We start from the raw sequence: 1,959 nt of genomic DNA, 5'->3' as shown, positions 1-1,959 counted from the left end.
CCTCGCCGTACCTGGCGACGGAAATCAAGAAACGGGTCGGTGAAGACAACATGGCCGCCAATGCGATGGCGCACGCGGTGCTGGGCGCGGTGACGGCGCAGCTGAATAACCAGCCGGCGCTGGCGGGCGGGTTGGGTGCCGGCGGCGCGGAACTGGCAGCGCGGGTTATCGCAGACAAGCTGTTCAATGCTGATACGCCGGCGAAGCGCGCGCAGCTGAGCGAAAGCGAGAAGCAGCAGGTCAGCGCATTGAGCCAGTTGGCCGCAGGGCTTGCAGGCGGGCTGGCGACGGGCGATACTGCAGGAGCGGTAACGGCGGCGCAGACCGGCAAGAATGCGGTGGAGAATAACTATCTGAATCAGTCTCAGTCTATTGCTTTTGATAAAGAGCTGTCAGATTGTCGGAAATCAGGTGGCGACTGCCAAGCAGTTATAGATAAGTGGAAACAAATTAGCGATAAGCAAAGTGCAGAAACCGATCAGAAGTTGAAAGATAATCCACTGGAGGCCGTAGTTATTGACAAAGAGCTGGCTCAAGGTGGCATTGAGATGACAGAACGGCCCGGTTGGTTAGGTAGAATTCCTGGCGTGGATGTGATGACCAGTGAGGAAGCCAAAGCCTATGTCCAGCAGTGGAATAGCCAGGATCTGGCAAATATTGATGTAAACAGCCCTGGTTGGATGAGTTTTGCATCATACGCATCAAATCCTGAGAACCAAGCAGCTTTAACATCTCTGGGTGTACTGGGTAAGGATTTAATTGCGATAGCAAAAAACAGCCTAACAACTAAATCTTTATTTAAAGAAATGACAATTCAGGGTATTAAATTTACACCTGAAAATGTTGTTGGTGCTGCAAAGGATAATAGTGGAAAAATTATCTTCCTTGAGAAAGGGAATTCAAAATCGGGGTTGCAACATATAGTGGAAGAGCATGGTGACCAATTTGCACAAATTGGCGTGTCAGAAGCACGTATTCCCGATGTCGTAATGAAGGCTGTTACTGATGGTAAAATTGTTGGTTATCAGGGCGCTGGAGCTGGGCGTCCAATTTACGAAACCATGATCGACGGTAAGAAATATAATATTGCTGTTACTGTGGGGAGTAATGGATACGTAGTAGGAGCTAACTTGCGAGGGTCAGTAAAATGAAAGAAATAAAGTTAATGGCTGATTATCATTGCTATCCATTATGGGGAACGACTCCAGATGATTTTGGGGATATATCTCCCGACGAGTTACCAATATCTTTGGGGTTAAAAAATAGCCTTGAGGCTTGGGCAAAACGATATGATGCCATACTTAATACAGATGATCCGGCATTGTCTGGTTTTAAAAGTGTGGAAGAGGAAAAGCTATTTATTGATGACGGTTATAAATTAGCTGAGCTTCTTCAAGAAGAACTGGGAAGTGCATACAAAGTTATATATCACGCTGATTACTAAACCCTATTCAACTGTGAGACAGGATATGTTTTGTAAAGAGTCGAGCACCGGCCAATAGATCGGGGTTGCTGCCTCTGAAGCCTTAAAAACATCCATTTCCTGTCGTTGCAACTGGAGCGCAGCGCTCACTTCCACAGCGGGCATGCCGAGGGCTCGACGAAGGCCGGCGTCAGTGAGGGTACGCTGATAGTTCGCGACAAAGACAAACAGCAGCAGGATGTGGCGCAGCTAAACCGGGATACCGAGCATGCCAACGACGGCAGCATCAGCCCGATATTCAACAAGCAGAAGGAGCAAAATCGGCTCAAGCAGGCGCAGCTGATTGGGGAAATCGGCGGACAGGCGATGGATGTCATCCGCACACAGGGGGATATTGCCGGGCTGAAGGCACAGAAAGACCCGGCGGCGCTGGCGCAGGCCAGGGAGCAGCTGGAGAAGAGCGGCAAACCGTTCCGCGAAGCGGACGTGCTGCAACGGGCGTATGACAACGCGATGCGGCAATACGGCACCGGCAG

The 1,959-nt window shown here is 50.1% G+C and carries 2 protein-coding genes and 1 pseudogene; all 3 read left to right on the top strand.

All coding sequences use genetic code 11. The annotated features are described in order from the left end of the window. Nucleotides 1-1,151, top strand: a 1,151-nt coding sequence (locus HMPREF3138_RS25000) for a VENN motif pre-toxin domain-containing protein (protein ID WP_080214269.1), incomplete at its 5' end; no start/stop codon positions are given. Further along, the gene (locus tag HMPREF3138_RS24995) at nt 1,148-1,444 is read left to right on the top strand and encodes a hypothetical protein (RefSeq protein ID WP_057524199.1); all 297 of its coding nucleotides are present in this window, start codon (nt 1,148-1,150) and stop codon (nt 1,442-1,444) included. The genes HMPREF3138_RS25000 and HMPREF3138_RS24995, both read left to right, overlap by 4 nt. Nucleotides 1,445-1,549: 105 nt before the next feature. Beyond that, a pseudogene (locus tag HMPREF3138_RS26935) lies at nt 1,550-1,959 on the top strand (hemagglutinin); the annotation flags it as partial.

Source organism: Serratia sp. HMSC15F11, assembly GCF_001808215.1.
In the GTDB taxonomy this organism is placed as follows: domain Bacteria; phylum Pseudomonadota; class Gammaproteobacteria; order Enterobacterales; family Enterobacteriaceae; genus Serratia; species Serratia nevei.
Note: the sequence above shows the minus strand (reverse complement) of the source record. Positions and strands in the feature narration are given on the sequence as shown.